The organism is Vreelandella arctica (assembly GCF_037070215.1).
Lineage (GTDB): Bacteria > Pseudomonadota > Gammaproteobacteria > Pseudomonadales > Halomonadaceae > Vreelandella > Vreelandella arctica.
This window is the reverse complement of sequence record NZ_JBANSN010000023.1, coordinates 14,377-32,478: the sequence shown is the minus strand read 5'-3', so window position 1 is coordinate 32,478 and position 18,102 is coordinate 14,377. Positions and strand designations below refer to the sequence as shown.

12 protein-coding genes are annotated in these 18,102 nt (G+C 56.4%); 4 read left to right on the top strand and 8 right to left on the bottom strand.

What is annotated here, in order from left to right; translation table 11 throughout:
- Positions 1-68: 68 nt before the first annotated feature.
- The 7 genes from treY to V8L70_RS16985 form a co-directional block, all read right to left on the bottom strand.
- Positions 69-2,885, bottom strand: coding sequence for a malto-oligosyltrehalose synthase (gene treY / locus V8L70_RS17015; protein WP_101147462.1), 2,817 nt, complete (start codon positions 2,883-2,885; stop codon positions 69-71).
- Positions 2,878-5,019: a 4-alpha-glucanotransferase gene (gene malQ, locus V8L70_RS17010; protein WP_101147461.1), complete on the bottom strand. Its 2,142-nt coding sequence runs from the start codon at positions 5,017-5,019 to the stop codon at positions 2,878-2,880. Before malQ ends, treY begins: the two co-directional genes overlap by 8 nt.
- Positions 5,016-6,848, bottom strand: coding sequence for a malto-oligosyltrehalose trehalohydrolase (gene treZ / locus V8L70_RS17005; protein ID WP_101147460.1), 1,833 nt, complete (start codon positions 6,846-6,848; stop codon positions 5,016-5,018). The genes malQ and treZ overlap by 4 nt, the downstream gene beginning before the upstream one ends.
- A gap of 56 nt (positions 6,849-6,904) precedes the next feature.
- A complete protein-coding gene (gene glgA, locus V8L70_RS17000) occupies positions 6,905-8,584 on the bottom strand; it encodes a glycogen synthase GlgA (protein WP_101147459.1) in 1,680 nt (559 codons plus the stop codon).
- Between the two features lie 543 nt (positions 8,585-9,127).
- Entirely contained in the window at positions 9,128-10,060 is a 933-nt protein-coding gene (locus V8L70_RS16995; protein WP_101147458.1) for a LysO family transporter, read from the bottom strand.
- Complete coding sequence (locus V8L70_RS16990; RefSeq protein WP_101147457.1) at positions 10,061-10,780, bottom strand: hypothetical protein; 720 nt, start codon at positions 10,778-10,780, stop codon at positions 10,061-10,063. It lies immediately after the preceding gene.
- 90 nt (positions 10,781-10,870) lie between these two features.
- Positions 10,871-11,806: a 2-hydroxyacid dehydrogenase gene (locus V8L70_RS16985; RefSeq protein ID WP_101147456.1), complete on the bottom strand. Its 936-nt coding sequence runs from the start codon at positions 11,804-11,806 to the stop codon at positions 10,871-10,873.
- A gap of 304 nt (positions 11,807-12,110) precedes the next feature.
- Here V8L70_RS16985 and doeA point away from each other — a divergent pair, with 304 nt between their 5' ends.
- Genes doeA through V8L70_RS16970 form a run of 3 tightly spaced genes read left to right on the top strand, consistent with a single transcriptional unit; the run spans position 12,111 to position 14,846 of the window.
- Positions 12,111-13,310, top strand: coding sequence for an ectoine hydrolase DoeA (gene doeA, locus V8L70_RS16980; RefSeq protein WP_101147455.1), 1,200 nt, complete (start codon positions 12,111-12,113; stop codon positions 13,308-13,310).
- A 25-nt stretch (positions 13,311-13,335) separates the two neighbouring features.
- Complete coding sequence (gene doeB, locus V8L70_RS16975) at positions 13,336-14,367, top strand: N(2)-acetyl-L-2,4-diaminobutanoate deacetylase DoeB (RefSeq protein ID WP_101147454.1); 1,032 nt, start codon at positions 13,336-13,338, stop codon at positions 14,365-14,367.
- 8 nt (positions 14,368-14,375) lie between these two features.
- A complete protein-coding gene (locus V8L70_RS16970) occupies positions 14,376-14,846 on the top strand; it encodes an Lrp/AsnC family transcriptional regulator (protein WP_008956062.1) in 471 nt (156 codons plus the stop codon).
- Positions 14,847-14,854: 8 nt separating this feature from the next.
- On the opposite strand, the gene V8L70_RS16965 is transcribed toward V8L70_RS16970, so the two are convergent.
- Positions 14,855-16,084: a GGDEF domain-containing protein gene (locus V8L70_RS16965; RefSeq protein WP_101147453.1), complete on the bottom strand. Its 1,230-nt coding sequence runs from the start codon at positions 16,082-16,084 to the stop codon at positions 14,855-14,857.
- Positions 16,085-16,468: 384 nt separating this feature from the next.
- Here V8L70_RS16965 and V8L70_RS16960 point away from each other — a divergent pair, with 384 nt between their 5' ends.
- Complete coding sequence (locus V8L70_RS16960) at positions 16,469-17,965, top strand: NAD-dependent succinate-semialdehyde dehydrogenase (protein WP_008956291.1); 1,497 nt, start codon at positions 16,469-16,471, stop codon at positions 17,963-17,965.
- The last annotated feature ends 137 nt before the right edge of the window (positions 17,966-18,102 follow it).

The window sequence follows — 18,102 nt, the reverse complement described above, 5'->3', positions numbered from 1 at the left end:
AGCTCATCCTATGTGCTATGTCACAATTCGTTTTCGACGCTCGTTTTCGATGTGACAGGGTGTGGAAGTCATCTAGAAGTAACCCAAGCGCCGCTGCTCTCCGTGTCGTTGTTACGCAGATAGACACCGATGGGGAGTTCCGCCAGCAAGGAGGCGATAGGAAGTCCGTGGTCGCCTATCTCCAGAGAAGACTCGGTCAAAATCCCCTGCCAAACGCCAGCATCTGGCTGTAGCAAAGTATCTCCCCAGTGCGTCGGGGGAATATGCGGTAGCTCAGCGTTGCCTAGTAGCGCTGTCGTCAGCCGGGGTACTACCACCAACAATCGGTAGCCAGCGTAACGCCGGGTAAATGCCATCACGTGGTCGGCCTGCTCACCAGTTGCCGAGAGAGGATGATAATCACCGTGGGTAAATAGCCGCGGATGACGATGGCGCAGCGTCAGCAACCGGGCGATGAGCGCTTGCTTTATCCGTCCATCCCGCCACGTTAACAGTGCCTCTGTAGGCGTTAGGGCCGCTTCAAGCGCCGCTTGACGCGCGGCATGGTCGACGGGTCGGCGATTATCAGGATCGACCAAGCTGTAATCCCAGAATTCGCCACCTTGGTAGAGGTCAGGCACGCCGGGAACGGTCAGGCGCAGTACCGTTTGTACGAGGCCATTGAGGGCGCCAGGTAGATCAATAGTGCGTGCCGCCGCTGCAATGGAATCGCGCAGGGGCGGTGTGGTCAGTAAGTCCTCAAGGAACGCTTGTGAAGCGGACTCATAAGTATCATCTGGCCATAGCCAATGGCTGCGTAACTTGGCTTCGCGCAGGGCTTTTTGCTGCCACTGAGCGATCCGCTGGGTAAACATTTGCATCGCGTCGTTGTCCAGCGGGTCAAGCGTTGGCGCCCACGCCCCTAGTAGCACCTGATAGAGAATCAGTTCATCGCCCGGTGATGGGGCGATCCCATCGGGCAGTGAGCGTCGTAGCGGTGCCGCTAACCGCCGCCAATGCTCCACTTGCGTAGCAAAGTAGGTGGCGTGTTCACTGAGCGCTGCCAGCCGTGCGCGAACATCTTCGCCACGTTTGTGGTCGTGAGTGGCGGTGGTCACCATGGAGCGGGGGAACTGGCGGGCACGAAAGGCATTCGCCTCGTGAAAGTGCCTGGGAGAATGGCTGAAGTGCTCGCCATCAAAACCCACATCGTTGCGTGAGATCAACACGGCGCTGCGATACCCGGCGGTATCTTCCACCGCCTTCGCCGCCACCGGTGAGGTGAGCTGCTGAAAGCGCACGATGGCGCGCTGGCGCAGTCGGCGCTCGTCATCCTTATCGATGTCGCCAGGCGCTTCGCCGCCCAGCCAGCGCTCTAACGCGTCGAGCACTGCCACATCTGGCGGATTCAGCGCTTGCCGAGCCCCTCGCATCGCCTGAGCGAAGAAGGGCGCATCGGCCTCGGGGCGTCCGGCCTCATCGGCATAGCTGCGATAGATAGGGAAGTGAACGATTAAGGCTTCCAGCGCCCGGCTGATGGCCGCCAGGGTAATATCCCGGCTGGCCAGCCGGGTGCGGGCAACGGCATGTAAAGCGTTAGCACAGGCATTGAATTCGCTGGCCAATAATGAGGTCAGTATCTCGCGCCTGGCCAGCCGTACCTCAGCTAAAAAATCAACGTCTCGGCCACTGATTTCCTGCCAAAGCGTGCGCAGTGGTGCGGCGCTGGCCGGGTCGTGCTGTATGCCTGAGACCTCGTTCATAAACTCATAACCGCTGGTGCCGTCCACGCCCCAGTCGTTATGCAGCGTTTCGCCATCACCCAAAATCTTTTCTACATAGAGAGCGACTTGGCGAGGCACATCGCTCGGTCGCTTGGCTTGCAAGGTATCCAGGCGCTGGCGCAGCGTTAGGCAATAGCCGCGTGGGTCGGCAAGCCCATCAACGTGATCGACCCGTAAGCCGTCTACCCAGCCCGCTTCGACCAAACGTAACGGCAGGGCATGAACGGCCTCGAACACTTCCGGCACTTCAACGCGTAGCCCGCCCAGTTCGGTGACATCGAAGAAGCGCCGCCAGTTGATCTCATCAGAGGCGGTGCGCCACCACGCCAGGCGGTAATGCTGGCGTTCAAGTAAGTTATGCAGGCGAATGGCACCGTTGGGGTTTGCACCGTCAAACAGGGGCAGAACAGCGTCGAGCGACTGCCGGGCAGCGGGGGATTCCATCACTTTGCTTAGCTGGTAACGCGCCTCGTCAGCAGCGGTATAGGCGTCTTCGCGTTGCTGCAGGGCATCGAAAAAGGCCGCCTGTTCGTGCAGCACGTTGTGCTCAGCAAAGCGTAGTATGTCGCCGTAATGACGAGGATCGATGGGGAAACGGTGCTCGTGATAATCCACATGGAAGCCCGCCTTATCGGCGTCGTAGCTCAGTTCTAATTCACCGGAATGCAGGGTTTCGGCATAAGGATCACCCAAGAACGGCACTAGCAGCTTTCCGGCAAGCGAGAGGGCGGCGTTATTAATATCAGCAGCGTGCCAGTCAATATCGAAGAAGTCGGCATAGGGGCTATCTTTCCCCCAGGTCAGCACATCCTGCCACCAGCGGTTTTGGGAGCCCCCCACCGCTAGGTGGTTGGGGACAATATCCAGGATTAGCCCCATGCCACGCGAGCGAAGCCGCGATACTAGGCGCTCCAGCGCCGCCTCACCGCCTAAATCAGGGTCGATGCGTGTTGGGTCGATGCCATCGTAACCATGGGGCGAACCGGCACGTGATGCCTGTAGAGGTGAGGCATAAATATGACTAATACCCAGGCTGGCGTAATAGTCTACCCAGTGTTCGGCATCCTCTAGGGTAAAGTCGCGGTGAAACTGCAACCGCACAGTCGCGAGGATTTCATTCATGAGTCGATTTCCCAAATAGGGCGGATCGTGATGGTTTGCTAGAGGAGGTGGCTTTGCGCGCACGTGTCAGCGCCACGAGCCGTTGACGAACCTCATCCGATGTCAGTAAATCGTTGGCATCGGATGCCCAGCGCCGACGCCAATTAGGGTGCTCATCCACCGTGTTTGGTAAGTTGGCTTGCTCCTCAAGCCCCAGGGCGTCTTCAACTGGGAGCAGGAGTAACGGCGCGGGCGTGGCAGCTAAGTGGCGCGCACACGCATCGAGTACCTGCGAGGCGGGTATATCGGCTGCTTCTAGTGTCTCGGTCGTCGGCTTTACACCCAGTAAGCCCAGCGTAGTGGCGAGTTTGGCCCGTTCCTTGCGCCTGGCTAGCTGTTCGCTTTCAGCACTTTGCGTTTCCTTGAGTAGCCCCAGGCGGCTGCGCCATTCAATATCGCGCCCCGCCCACCAGCCCGCCACGGTGGGCAGGTCATGGGTTGAGGAGGTTGCCATGGCATGTGGGTTCCAATCGCTGGCGGCAAGGAAGTTATGCGCCTCGTCCTGCTCGAACCACAGCACCTGCATGCCTAATATGCCGCGTGCGGTAAGGCGTTCTCGAAAGCCGGGGGCGACGGTGCCCAGATCTTCACCAATCACGATGCCGCGGTGTCGCCAGGACTCCAGCGCCACTAGGCGCAGCATGTCATCTAGCGGGTATTGGAGATAACCGCCTTCAGTGGGCGATGCGCCACGAGGGATGAGCCATAATCGCAACAAGCCAAGGATATGATCGATCCGCACCCCGCCGGCATGGGCGAAGGCACTGCGCAGCATGTCGATAAAACTACGAAAGCCTGAACGCTTTAGGCCATCGGGAGAAAAAGCGGCAAGCCCCCAGTCCTGTCCATGGGCATTAAACAGGTCGGGTGGGGCGCCGATTGAGACGCCTTCCAGCATATCCGTCGGGCGGCTCCAGGTTTGGCTGCCTCCAGCATCTGCCCCCACTGCCAGATCAGCGATCAACCCAATCGCCATACCACTCTCACGGGCGACGCGCTGGGCACGGGATAGTCCCTCGGCGGTTATCCACTGCAAGAAAGCATGAAAACCTATTTCATCGGAGCGGGTTTCGGCGAAGTGAGCGAGTTTAGGGCTAGCGGGGTCGCGTAGCTCCGCGGGCCATTCTCGCCAGTCGCCGGGGCCGAATTCTCTTTGCAGTGCTTCGAAGCGGCAATGATTTTCCAGCAAGGCGCCACCCGCACGTCGAAATGCCTGCATCTCTCGGTGTAGGGCTTGTGCTTCATCATCTTCACGCACCATGAAGTCATCGTAGAGATAACGTAGCCAGGAGAGCTTGGCGCGTGATGCCTCGGGCCAGTCAAGGTAGTCATCGGCTTCCAGACGTCGCAGCTCAGCTTGCAGCCCATTACGGGCCTGGGCGTCATGAACACTGGCGTCGCCCAGCAGGGTTTCCGCAGCGCTGTAAAGCACGTTATAGAATAGGCGGGTGGAGGGGGAGTAGGGGCTGTAGCGCTCAGGGTCGGCGCTGAACATGGCATGGGTCGGGCTAATCGCCAGGGCATCCGCGCCTTGCTCGGCGGCATGCAAAACGCACTGTTCCAGCGCCAAGGTGTCGCCAATACCGCCGTCACCGGGGCGCCGCAAGGCGTAAAGCTGCGCTGCCAAGCCCCATAGCCGTGGTGTGGTCTCACCGCTGGCGTCACTAAGCGAATAACACTGGTGTGGCGCGACGGCCAGGGTCAGTTCGGTATCGGCTATCTGCAACTGGTGATAGCCGATCTCGGTAACGCTGGGCACCGCACCATTATCGTCGAGGTAACCTTGTTTAGAACCGCCCTGCTCAAGCTGCAATGTAAACGCGGTGCCGGGAGGCAACGGCGAGGGCAGCGTGATCGGTGTGTCACAGTCGGCGGTAAGCAGCGGTGGCCATTCTGCAGGGCTTGCCGGTGCATGGAGACGTTTCAGGCGTTGCAAGCCTTCCTCTATGGCGGACTCACTCGCCGTTGAATAGCCGAGTACTTCCAGTAGGTTACGCTGAGCCTGCTCAGACAATTGGCAGGGCTCGCCGTCGCTATTTTCCCACTCCAGCAGTAAACCGGCCGCTTCGGCGAGTTCCTTCAACGGCGCTTTCATGCACTGACCTCCTCGTCACCGGGGTTGTGACGCAACCAGGCAGCCGCAGTGCGGGCTGGCATCCGGCCGCTCTCGGCGGCCTTTGCGGCCCCTTCGGTGGTTTCATAAAGCAGCTGACCTACTCCCAATCCCGGCGTGGTGGCTGCCTGCTGCCCAAGATTGAGTGCTATCACTAGTTGGGTGTCGTCATTCATTTGCCAGCGGGCCAGTACGGCCTTGTCGCCGAGTACTTTTGCCCCCAGTGCTTCCGCGCCAGGCAGGCGCGGCACAATATGCTGGTGGCGCAGTGCTAATAGCGTGCGATAGCGCTGCAAGCAGGCGGCAAAGGGAGAGGTTTCCCTCGCGGCGAAGTCGGGGATGGAGGCTTCGAAGGTGGTCAGCGCATTAGGGTCGGGTATGCGTTCGCGGCTCTTTTTGTCAAGAAAAGCGCAAAAGTCGGCAAACTCTGCCCGCCGCCCTTCGCGAACCGCTTGAGCGAGCTCCTCATGATGTTCGGTGAAGAATAGAAAGGGCCGGGTGGAGCCCCACTCTTCGCCCATGAACAGCAGCGGGATCATGGGTGACAGCAGCAGTAAAACCTCAGCGGCTGCCAACGAATCGGCATCAGTGAGTACATTTAACCGCTCGCCGAGGGCGCGGTTGCCGGTCTGATCATGGTTCTGGAGAAACGCGACGAAAGCTGTCGGCGGCAGATGGGCGCTGGGCTCTCCGCGGGAATGTCCATGACGCGATGTATGGCCCTGAAATATAAAGCCTTCACTGAGGCAGCGGGCCAGCCGGGGCGTAGCGTTATCGACAAAATCGCTGTAATAGCCTTCCTGCTCGCCGGTCAGCAAGACATGCATCACGTTGTGCCAGTCGTCATTCCATTGAGCGGTAAACTGCTGTTGGTTGAGCAGGCTGGCGGTATTGCCTTCGTTCTCTAGCACCAGATGAATATGCCGCTCGGGGGCTATTCGGTTGCGTATTGTTTCGGCCAACTCGACCAGGAAATCCTGCTCGCTAATGGCGTGGACAGCATCGAAGCGCAAGCCATCCAGGTGGTACTCCTCTAGCCACATCAAGGCGTTATCGATGAAGTAACGGCGTACCATTGGTTGGCGAAAGTCGATGGAGGGCCCCCAGGGCGTGACCAAATCCTCACGGAAGAAGGCGCCAGCGTAGTTGGCCAAATAGTTGCCGTCGGGGCCGAAGTGGTTGTAGACCACATCAAGAAACACCATCAGACCGTAGGAGTGGGCCTCGTCGATCAGTGCTTTCATGTCATCAGGGCTGCCGTAGGAGGCTTCCACCGCGTAGGGCAGCACGCCGTCGTAGCCCCAGTTACGCGCACCGGGAAATTCCGAGACCGGCATCAACTCAATGGCAGTGACACCCAGTTCGGCCAGGTAGGGCAGGTGTTGGCGCACGCCTTTAAAGCCACCCAGGGTGCCGACATGCAGTTCGTAAAGCACGGTTTCGTGCCACGGGCGCCCCTGCCAATCGGTGTTTTTCCACTGGTAGTGGTTGGGGTCGATCACCACACTGGGGCCGTCGATATCACCGGCCTGGGCACGGGCGGCAGGGTCGGGTACGAGGCTGCCCTGCTCATCGTTCTCATCGTCGAACACTCGGTAGCGGTAGCGAGCACCGTGCTCACAAGCCACTTCGGCCGTTGCGCGGCCGTCATCGGCCTGGTCCATGGTGACACTGGGCAGTCCTTCAACCTCTACATCGACCCGGCGAGCGCCTGGCGCCCAGAGCACGAACCGAGTTAAACCTTCCTTGACGATCTGCGCGCCGAAGACAGGTTGAAAGTTATTCTTTTGCAGTTGAGGCCTTTCAAACATCGCTTGCCACCTCTTTCACCAGTCGCTTTCACAGGGGCGTTCTCACCAGGACCTTGTTACTGAACCAGAGTCGCCTCATTACCTGCCTGCTCAAGGGCCTGCAGGTACAGCTTGCTGTAGGGGACGATTGACTGCTTCCAGTGGTAGCGTCCCGCCATCGCAGCGCCGCGCATGGCATTGAACAGATCGGTTGAGCGGTACACGGCAAAGGCGCGCTGAATGGCATGCATGTAGCTGCCGAACTGCATGTCGTCGAACAAAAAACCGGTCACGCCGTCCTCAATCGTATCGGCCAGGCCGCCGGTGCGGTGAGCAATCGGCAGGGAGCCGAACCGCTGGGCATACATCTGGCTTAGCCCGCATGGCTCGAAGCGTGATGGCATCAACAGAAAATCACTTCCCGCGAAAAGGCAGCGAGCCTGATACTCGTCGAAACCGATGTAAGCGGCGATAGCGCCAGGAAAACGAATGGCCAGCTTACGTAAAGCTTCCTCGACATGGTGTTCGCCGCAGCCCATAAAAACGATTTGGCCGCCCGCATGGACAATGGCCTTCGCGGCCTCGATGGTCAGATCCAGGCCTTTCTGATGCACCATGCGTGATATCACCGCAAACAAGGGGCCTTGACTGGGGGTTAGCCCAAAGTGACGACGCACATAATCAGCATTGGCACGCTTACCGCGCCAATCGTTAGAGGAGAACGCTTGGATCAAAAGGCTATCGGTGCGTGGGTCCCAGGAATCGTCAATGCCATTGGGGATGCCGCTCAAGCAACCTTGTTCGTCTTTGCAACGAAGTAGCCCGTCGAGCCCACAGCCGAATTTCGGTGTCGTGATCTCCTGGGCATAGGTCGCACTAACGGTGGTCACTTGCGAAGCATAGACGATTCCCGCTTTCATAAAGGAAATGTCGCCATAGTATTCGACGCCATCAATATGAAACGCCTCGTCAGGAATGCCGAGCACCTCAAGGCGCGAGGCATCAAACACGCCCTGGTAAGCCAGATTATGAATGGTAAAAACAGTCGGGATGGGTTGCCCTTGGCCTTGCCAGTGCAAATACGCCGGTGCCAAGCCACAGGCCCAATCGTTGAGGTGCAATAACTGGGGCTGCCAATCGAGATTTGCCTTGCCCAAGGCGATATCGGCAGCTGCCCGTGACAGGCGAGCAAAGCGGATATCATTATCTTTCCAGCCTTCATCTTGACCATCGCCATAACCGCTAGAGCCGGTGCCATAGGGAGTGCCTTCACGTTCATAAAGCTCTGGGCAGAGCAGTACATAAACGATCAGCCCATCGCGGCAGGTTAGCTGGCCAATATCACACGCTGGCAATCCCGCAAAAGAAGGCAAATGGCCAACAGTTACAATGTCATAGTTGGACTGAACCATTTCCCGATAAGCGGGGATTAATACCCGTACATCGTGATGCGCTGCCAGTGCGCGGGGAAGTGCCGAGGAGACATCGCCCAGACCGCCGACCTTAACGAAATCGGTAATTTCAGTGGTAACAAATAGAATGCGCTGTGGAGAGTCGAGTTTATCGTTATGGCTTCGATCTATAATGCCATAACGGCGATCGGTAACAGTTTGATTTAAATGGTGCCGGGGGATTAATTGGTTATAGGTAAAAGGAACCTCTTTCAGTCTAGGCCCCTCTTGTTCGTCATTTTCTACCATGCTCTCGTCCGGCATGCTTTTAATGTTAGCAACCTCACTCAAAGCCACATCGCCCATGTTCTACCTCCCTGGATTACCATGGTCAACACTGTTTAATTGATAGCTTTTAACTAGATGGCCTTAAGTCAGGCCGTATTTAACTATCTAATATTTAACTATCGAGTATTTAACTACCTAGCTCATTACTCCTTAATGACTTCCTTTCCTTACCCTCGGCTACCATGCCTCTAGGCGTTGTATCGGAAGTCGCTACTTAAGAACAGGCGCTACTTAAAAACTATAGTTGAGAAATCATAGGTTAGCTAAATGGGGGGCGACCATAACCTACATCAATAAGCGTGTTAAATAAGTATTGGAAGAGCTAAAGAGGCACAATGGAAGAGCGGTTAAGTTCGTTAAATTCTTTGGCTTTAAAGGGTTATGTTTAAAGTTTAATAAAAGATAAGAGGGTTTTTTCTATTTTTGTTTGTTGAATTTCCCTTTGTCTTTAGCGAGCTGGGCTGTGTTTTTAACAAAAGTAAATAATAACTTTGGCTTGCTTATTAATCGCTTAGGGCAGGGGGCGAGGGCCATTGCGAAAAAAAGCATGGCCCGTAGCATTTAAGCCGATAGCGAAAGAAAAAACAGGATCAGCGGGGGGGATAGCAGCGAAAGAATAAACCCGCTGACCACGGCGATAGGGACGCAGGCCACGCCGCCATGTTGCTGAATGACGGGCAAGGTGAAATCCATGGAGGTCGCCCCGCCGTAGCCAATCGCCAACGCGGTATGGCGATGGATCACCAGCGGAATCAGGATAAACGCCAGCAGCTCGCGGGTGAGGTCGTTGAAAAACGCCACGCCACCCATTAGTGGGCCTAACTGATCACCAATCAAGATAGCGGACAGCGAATACCAGCCGAAGCCCGAGGCCATCGCCAACCCTTCGTTCCAGCTAAGTGAAAGCAGCGGTGCGGCAACCAGGCCCGCCAGTAATGAGCTGATTGCTAGGGTGACTGCAATCATCAGCCCCATACGGTTAAGCAGGATTTGTCTAAGAGGCATACCTGAGTTGCGCAGCTGGCAGCCAATCAGTGCCAATAGTAGGTAAAGCACCCATTCGGCGAGTAAATCGGCGGTGCTGAAAAGCCCTTCGCCCACAAGAGGCCCTGCCAGCAGGCCGACGATAACGCCGCCCGCCACCACAGCAACGAGCAACAGCGAGCCCTGCATGGCGGCCAATTTACTGGTGGGTGCATTCTTTACCACCGGCGAGTTGCCTGCCTTAAGGGGCAAACGGCATGATAACCACCAAAGCGCTGCTAGGTTAAAGGCGGTGGTAATGCTAAATAGCAGTAGGGCGTTGCCACCTAAGCGTGAAAATTGGCTAGCTAGGTTTTCTAGCCCCGCCAAACTGATGCCCATGAACAGTAAAATCAAATAAACCGAGCCGCTAACGGCTCGGTTTATTAACTGCTGAATGCGGGTGGCATGCACCGGTACCAAGTAGCCAAGAACCAGCGGTAACAAAACAATCAATAAGCCTGAAAACATTTAGGGCGTCGTGCCCCCGTCTGGGTTGAAGTTGGTTAACGTCAGCTGCGTTTCGCGGCTGCCCTCTTTTTGGTACACCGCAGACAGAATCAAGCCGGGCCAGTCGGGGTGAAAGTGAAGTTGCAGCAGGCGGTCAGGTTTCTCTATATCAATCAAGGATACCTGCAGCGCTTCAAACTCACCGGCAGGGACGCTAATGGTGTCAGGGGCGTTGGTATTTTTTTCTGTAACATAATACTGAAAGTGCTCATCACGCCCCTTTTGATCAACAAACTCAATCTCGCAGGGAGCGCTCTCGATGCAGTTTTCATGCCCCGCCCGGCGCGATAAATCAAACAGCGCCGTTTGCCGATCTAAGCTGGGAATATCGTTTTCGTTTAATTCATAGCTATCACCGACGCCTAGCACTGAGTAGCTGCTATTAAAGAGCAGCGCCTGGGTCTCATCGCCGTTGACAGCAAAACGGCTGAATTCCTGGCCGCGTGCCACGGTAATGGAAAAACGCATGTCGCTTAACCAGTGGCTACCTTCGTTAGTGAGCCGGTGGGTGATGGTGGCCCCAGGCCAGCCGCGCACTTCAAGCCGGTATTGGGCCTCAAAGGGGCGTGGGTCTTTGAGTGTGTCTGCTGCTAACGCCATGCCGCTCAACCAGAAAGCGGCAAGACTCAACCCTATCCCCGCAAGCATGCGGCTAGGCTGTCGTGCGAAAACATTGACCAAGGCCGTCCCTCCAAAAATGGTGTCTTCCTAAGAGCCTTTAGCCAGCGCTTGGTTCCCAGCGCGCTAGTATAACCGCGGTGGAGGAGGGCTTCAGTAGCCCGCGTCCGGGTTGACGGTGGAGAGTTTTTCACCTGATTCAAAGGCATGTAAGTAGGAAATTACCTGGTCGATGGCATCATTCAGCGGCGTAGGCGCCGCCATATGCGGTGTAACGACCACATTGGGATGCTGCCATAGCGGACTGTTTGTCGGCAGCGGTTCCTCCTGAAAGACATCCAGTAGTGCCCCTCGCAAGTGGCCCGGCTGGTCAGCACTGCCCAACGCATCCAGCAATGCCTGTTCATCAATCAAGCTGCCCCGGCCTGGGTTGATCACGCTGGCGCCTTTGGGTAATTGGGCAAGACGCTCGGTGTTAAGAATGTGTTTGGTCGCTTCCGTGTCAGGCAAAATAGTGACTAAGCTTTGCACCTGTCCTAGCAGTTCGGTTAGCCCGTCATCGCCGTGAAAACAGTGTACGCCGCTAATTTGCTTGGGCGAGCGGCTCCAGCCCAGCACCGGAAAACCAGCTTGCTGCAAAGCGCTGGCCACAAAACCACCTATCGCCCCCAGGCCTAGTACACCCACCGGCCACTGCGATTTCTCTACCACGGCCTGTGGTTGCCAGGTGGCGCTTTGCTGCTGTTCCCGGTAACGGTCCATGCTGCGGTAAAAATGCAGCACACCATACAGGGCGTAATCGGCCATTAACTCGCCCATGCCCGCATCGCGTAACTTCACAATCGGTACATCGCTAGGCAGCCCTGGCGTTTTCAGCAGGTAATCCACCCCGGCGCCTAAGTTGATAATCCCTTTTAGTTGAGTCTGTTCTTGCAGCAAATGCGCAGGCGCTTTCCAAATGGCGAGGTAGTCAGCCTGTTTGCGCTCCTCCGCGGGTGCTTCGCTAGTTAGCACTGTGGCTTGGGGCAGTGCCTGTGAAAGCGCCTCCTGCCACTGTGCAGCTTCGTCAATATGGACAATAATTTTCATCCCGCCTCCTCTCGATAAAAGTGTCTTCACTGCCGTTATCATGGTGAGCGATGGGGACTGTTGCAAGCTCGCTCAGCCTAAATAATGATGTTCTATGCACTTTTTGTCATAAAGCCTTTGACCGCTAACCGAGGGTCGGTGCTAGTATCGCCTTAAGACGACATTGGCGGGCCTGCTGCAACCACAGCAGATGCAACCCCGACGCCTGATCGGTGGTGGCCAGGTCGATCCTGTGGCCCAGCGTTGTGTGCCTAACAGTAGGCAGCACGTTGGTTCTTGGTGATCCTTAATGGCGAGTTGCCCGATGACTCAGGTTTCCCTACCTTTCACACGCGAAGAATATGCTACCCGCCTGTGGAAAGTGCGTGCTGAAATGGCCAGTCGTGGCATTGACGTATTAATCGTCAGTGACCCTTCCAATATGGCTTGGCTAACCGGTTACGACGGTTGGTCGTTTTATGTGCATCAGTGTGTCCTGGTGGGCCTCGAAGGCGAGCCGGTATGGTTCGGGCGGCGCATGGATGCCAACGGTGCCCTGCGCACCTGCTGGATTGATCCCGACAACATTACCTACTACCCGGATTACTATGTGCAAAATCCGGATATGCACCCGATGGAGTATCTGGCGCAGTCGATCATGCCTGATCGCGGCTGGCACTTGGGTGTCGTGGGTATGGAGATGGATAACTACTACTTCTCCGCCAAGGCCTACCTGAGCCTGCTGAAAGAGCTGCCCCATGCACGCTTTATGGATGCCAATGCGCTGGTCAATTGGTGTCGTGCGATCAAGTCGCCCCAGGAAGTGGCCTATATGCGTATTGCCGCCAAAATCGTGGAAGGCATGCATACGCGTATCTTGGAAGTGATCGAACCTGGCCTGCCGAAGAGCAAGCTGGTGTCGGAAATTTACCGCGTTGGCATTGAAGGCTTTGTGGATGAGAACGGCAAAGTATTTGGCGGTGACTATCCCGCCATTGTGCCCATGTTGCCCACCGGTAAAGACGCCGCCGCACCGCACCTGACCTGGGACGACACGCCGTTTCGCAAAGGCGAGGGTACTTTCTTTGAAATTGCCGGCGTGTTTAAGCGCTACCATGCGCCGATGTCGCGCACGGTGTATTTGGGTACGCCTCCGGTCGATTTTATCCGCGCGGAATCGGCCCTGTTGGAAGGCATTGAAAATGGCTTAGCGGTCGCTAAGCCCGGTAATCGCACAGCAGACATCGCCATGGCGCTGGGTGCCGCGATGGATAAATATGGCTTTGACCGTGGCGGTGCCCGCTGCGGCTATTCCATCGGGCTTTCTTACCCCCCTGACTGGGGCGAGCGCACCATGAGTCTGCGCCCCTCCGATGACACTATTCTGGAGCCGGGCATGACGTTTCACTTTATGCCGGGGCTCTGGGAAGAAAACTGGGGCTTGGAAATTACCGAAAGCATCTTGATTACCGAAGATGGCTGCGAAACCCTGGCCAATTTTCCGCGCCAGCTGTTTGTTAAGTAGTGGTTTGTAAAAAAAGGAATATCCAATGACCGATCAAGCGAACCAATTGCGGCCAAGCCCCATTTCCGCCACCGTTGATTTTGATGCCGATGGCGTGCAACACGGCTTTTTAAAACTGCCCATCTCCACTGACGAATCCGCCTGGGGCGCGGTGATGATTCCGGTGACCGTGGTCAAGAACGGCGACGGCCCCACGGCGCTGCTGACCGGCGGCAACCACGGCGATGAGTACGAAGGCATCACCTCGCTGCTGAAGCTCTCTTCGACGCTTAAAGCAGAAGACGTAACAGGGCGGGTGATTATCGTCCCATGCATGAACACCCCAGCCGTTATGGCGGGCAAGCGCACCTCGCCGATGGATAAGGGTAACCTCAACCGCAGCTTTCCCGGCGACCCCAATGGCAGCGTCACGCCGCAGATTGCCGACTACTTTACCCGCGTGCTGGTGCCGATGAGTGATGTGGTGCTTGATCTGCACTCTGGCGGCCGTACGCTGGATATTCTGCCGTTTGGTGCGTCTCACGTACTGGATGACAAAGCGCAGCAGCAGTCCGCTCTGGAAGGTGCCAAAGCGTTCGGCGCCCCCTACGCCATGGTGATGTTTGAGCTGGATGCGGAAAAGCTCTTCGATACCGCCTGCGAGCGCCAGGGCAAAGTGTTTGTGGCCACAGAGCTTGGCGGCGGCGGCACGTCGACTCCCTTAAGTATCGCCATTGCCGAACGCGGCGTGCGCAATTTCCTGATTCACTACGGGCTAGTCAAAGGCGAAGTCGAAATGCCCGCAGGCGGGCAGATGTATCTCGATATGCCCGACGCTAGCTGCTATGTGCAGAGTCAGCACTCCGGCGTGTTGGAGCTGCTGGTGGCGCTGGGCGACGAGGTGAAAAAAGGCCAGACGATTGCCTATGTGTATGACATGACGCGCAGTGGCACTGCACCAGTGGCCTACAAAGCCGAGCGCGATGGCATCTTAATGGCCCGCCGTGCGCCCTCGCTCATCAATATGGGGGACACCCTGGCGGTGATTGCCGATGTTGTCGAACGCCTGGAGGCGTAACCCCCGGCATGATGAAACTTGACCGTTACGATCTGAAAATCCTCGATATCCTCTCCCGCGATGGGCGGATCACTAAATCGAAGCTGGCCGAGGCGATCAACCTCTCGGTCAGCCCCTGCTGGGAGCGGGTAAAACGCCTGGAAAAGGCCGGTGTTATCGAAGGCTACACCGCACGTATCAATGCAGACGTGCTGGTGCCGCGCAATCCCGTCTGGGTGCAGATCGAACTTAAGCAACACAATGCCGAAAGCTTCTCTCGTTTTGAGGCCTTAGTGATGCAAACTCCCGAAGTCACCGAGTGCGTGGCAGTGGGGGGCGGCGTCGATTATCTGGTGAAGTTTGAAGCGCGTACGATCGATAGCTACCAGCGCCTGATGGATAAGTGGCTGGTGTCCGAAGCCGGTATCGAGCGCTACTTCACCTATATCGTCACCAAAACCGTCAAGCGTGTGCCGATCGGTATTGATACCGAGGTTTAGGCGGCAAGCTACTTCGCGTTAACTGCATTAAAGAGATAAACCGGACACTGAGGAAGGGCGCTACCCGTCGCATATGAGCCGAAGCGCACCCGGTTGCGCCCCTCGCGTTTGGCTTCATAAAGCGCAATATCGGCCGCTTTTATCAAGCTTTCGAGTTCTGCTTCAGGGTCGAATGGCCCGGTACAGACCCCCACGCTGACGGTTACTTTACCCTCCTGAGTAGTCTGGTGGGGAATAGCCAAATTGGCGACTTGATGGCGAATGTTTTCCGCAAGAGCAAGAGCGCATCGTGGTCTTGGACTATATTCTGAACGTAAAATAAGGAACTCTTCGCCGCCAAAACGGCACACTACATCATCCGCGTCGCAGGCGGTGCGAATCGCGCTGGCAACGGCGCGCAGACAGCGATCCCCTTCGGAGTGGCCATAGTAGTCGTTAAAGGTTTTGAAATAGTCCACATCGACAATAATGACCGCCAGGTAGCTTTGCCTGGGGGGTTGTTGTTGAAGCTCAGCGGCATGACGGTCAAGGGCCCGGCGATTGGCAAGCCCTGTTAACGGATCCACATGGGAAATTTTTTCAAGCTCGGCATTGCGTGCGGCTAACTCTTCGCGCAGCGTTTCGACGCTCACGTTTTCCAAGTAGAGCCGCAGTGATTCTGCGCAAAAACGGTAATTGGCTAATAACGTTAATACCAGCACGGGGACACTAAGCGCCAAATGGTTCGCTACATAGCCGCTGTCGGCCCCAGCTAAAAAACCTATCGTGGCATACAAGCATGCGAATACAAACAGTGAGCCGTAGAAGCTGTATTCAAAAGGCGGCATGAGAACAATGGTCAGCACCATAAGAAACACCAGGCCCGCGTAAAAATACCCCAACACTTGCGGGTTCTCGGAGCCAAGCAGGACGGCACACCACGCCACGGTAGCAAGGCATACCACCAACACGGCCGCCAGCTCTTTTCGGCGTATAGAAACAGGGCGCTTGTAATAGGCAAAGAGCATGATAGTGGGTGGGCCAACGATGAGGGCGCGCAGTAACACCGAGCGGATAGCGACATCGGGTAGCAAGAAAATATCGACCAACGTGTAAGAAAAATAGAACAGTGCCAGCAGTAAAGTGTGCAAATGCAGTGACCGCAGCCGCACATCGTGGCGGTCTATATCGTACTTATGACGTACCGACATGGTGCCGATACATTGTGAGAGCTGCTGGTAATAAGAAAGTCGAAACACGGACACCCTCTCAAAGTTCTTCAAACAATGCCTTAATCACATCGCTATAGCTTGATAGCTAATTTTAATAAAGAGAAACCAAGCTTAACCGAGAAATTACCTGTGTGGGGCTGAAATATTTATTCGCAACAATTGTTTAATTTTGTCTGTCTGAGTCGCGCTGTCGTCTCAAAGCGTTAAATGAATGCTGCACCAAAAAAAAGAACTGCCAAATGCCCTCTGACAAAAAAAGTCGCGTGATAAACCTCGGTTTTCAAAAACACTTCGTGGCGCCTCTCCGTTAACCTATGTGCATTCGATGGCAAGGCTAATGAGCGCTTGCTGACAATGCCACACAGTTATTGCAGCGCTCGGTTAGCCAGACTGCATTTGAGGGAGGTTTCCATGACCACACTATCGACCACGCTTGCCAAGCGCCTGGAAGATCCGCGTCTGTTCCGGCAGTACGCCTACGTGAACGGTAAATGGACCCATGGGGAAGGCGGTCGCGAAGAAGCGGTGTATGACCCCGCCACCAATGAAGCCATTGGCCATATCCCATTGCTGGAAGCCGAGCAGATCACTGCCGCTGTGGATGCAGCAGAAGCGGCGTTTGTACACTGGCGGGCACTGCGCGCTGATGAACGCTGCGAGCGTTTGCTGGCTTGGTACGACCTGATTCAAGCCAACCGTGAAGACCTCGCCACCATCATGACGCTGGAGCAGGGCAAGCCACTGCCCGATGCTCGCGGTGAAGTCGAGTACGGTGCCAGCTTCGTGCGCTGGTTCGCGGAAGAGGGCAAGCGTACCTACGGCGAAACTATTCCCAGTCATATCCCGAATGCGTCACTCGGCACCATTAAAGAGCCGGTCGGCATTGCCGCGATGATTACCCCGTGGAACTTTCCGCTGGCGATGATCACCCGCAAGGCCGCCGCAGCACTGGCAGCGGGTTGCCCGGTGATTGTGAAGCCTGCCAACGAAACGCCGTTCTCGGCGCTGGCGCTGGCGGAGCTTGCCGAGCGGGCAGGGATTCCGGCAGGGATTTTCAACGTCGTGCTGGGCGACCCGGCGGAAGTCTCAAAAATTCTTTGCGGCGAGTCGCGTATTCGTGCGCTCTCCTTCACCGGCTCCACCCGCGTGGGCCGCTTGCTGATCGAGCAGAGCGCTAATACCGTTAAGCGACTCTCTTTGGAGTTGGGTGGCAACGCGCCGTTTATCGTTGGGCCGGATATGGACCCGAAGCAGGCCGCCTACGCAGCAGTCGATGCCAAGTTCCAAACCGCCGGGCAGGACTGCCTAGCCGCCAACCGAATTTTGGTACACGAATCCATTCATGATGAGTTCGTCGAGCAGTTCGCCGAGCGCATGGCGGCACTCACCGTGGGGAATGGCCTTCAGGGTGAAATTGACCTGGGCCCGCTGATTCACCGTCAGGCGGTGGAAAAAGCCGCCGCGATTGTCGATGACGCCATTTCCAAAGGCGCCAAGATGATTGGCGGAGACCAAAGCCAGGCGCCCGGTGAGAACTTCTTTATGCCGGTGATGCTGACCGGCGTAACGCCAAAAATGAAGGTATGGCGGGAAGAGAACTTCGCTCCGGTAGCCGGGATTACCGCTTACAGCACCGATGACGAAGTGATCGAAATGGCCAACGACACCGAGTACGGCCTGGCCGCGTACATCTACACCCACGATATCCGCCGTATCTGGAAGCTGATGCGCGCACTGGAATACGGCATGGTCAGCGTTAACTCCGTCAAAATGACCGGCCCGCCGGTACCCTTTGGCGGCGTGAAGCAGTCCGGCCTTGGCCGTGAAGGTGGCGCCACGGGTATCGATGAATATCTGGAAACGAAGTATTACTGCCTGGGCGCGCTGGGATCAGTTTCTGGTAGCTAACATCCACATTATCGCCCGGAGTGTCGGGCGATAAGCAGAATTAAAACGTTAATCGCTCAAACAATTAGGTGCCTACAGCGGCCATCCAGAGCCGGTTTTGTAGGAGCCAGACTTGTCGGGCGATACGTCCTTTATAG